General features: G+C 40.4%; 1 protein-coding gene. It reads right to left on the bottom strand.

The window, feature by feature from the left end; genetic code table 11:
- Window positions 1-334: paraquat-inducible protein A (locus AAEZ18_RS18505; protein ID WP_352255856.1), on the bottom strand; the 334-nt coding region annotated here is incomplete at both ends.

The raw sequence follows: 334 nt of genomic DNA, 5'->3' as shown, positions 1-334 counted from the left end.
ATTTTCATCTATTGCACGTTTAGCATGCTCTGCGCCTTCGAGTACTTTTACAGGCTTTATTTGAGCCCATAAGCGTGGGCGATTTAAGTGAACAAGTGCAGCTATGTATAAAATAACAAACCCCACATAAGCCCAAAAACTCGTGCCGAAGCTAATATCAGCCAGCGACATGATTTTAACCATACTAACAAGTACGCCAATTAAAAATATTTCCGACATAATCCAAGGCTCTAACGCCAAAGTGAACTTTAGTAGTCGCCTTGCAATGCTCTCTGGTAATGCTTTTAAAAGCCCAAGATGCAAAGGAATTAAAATAACAAGCAAACCCATGGGC

This window comes from Pseudoalteromonas sp. 19-MNA-CIBAN-0066 (assembly GCF_040308705.1).
Taxonomy (GTDB): domain Bacteria; phylum Pseudomonadota; class Gammaproteobacteria; order Enterobacterales; family Alteromonadaceae; genus Pseudoalteromonas; species Pseudoalteromonas nigrifaciens.
Note: the sequence above shows the minus strand (reverse complement) of the source record. Positions and strands in the feature narration are given on the sequence as shown.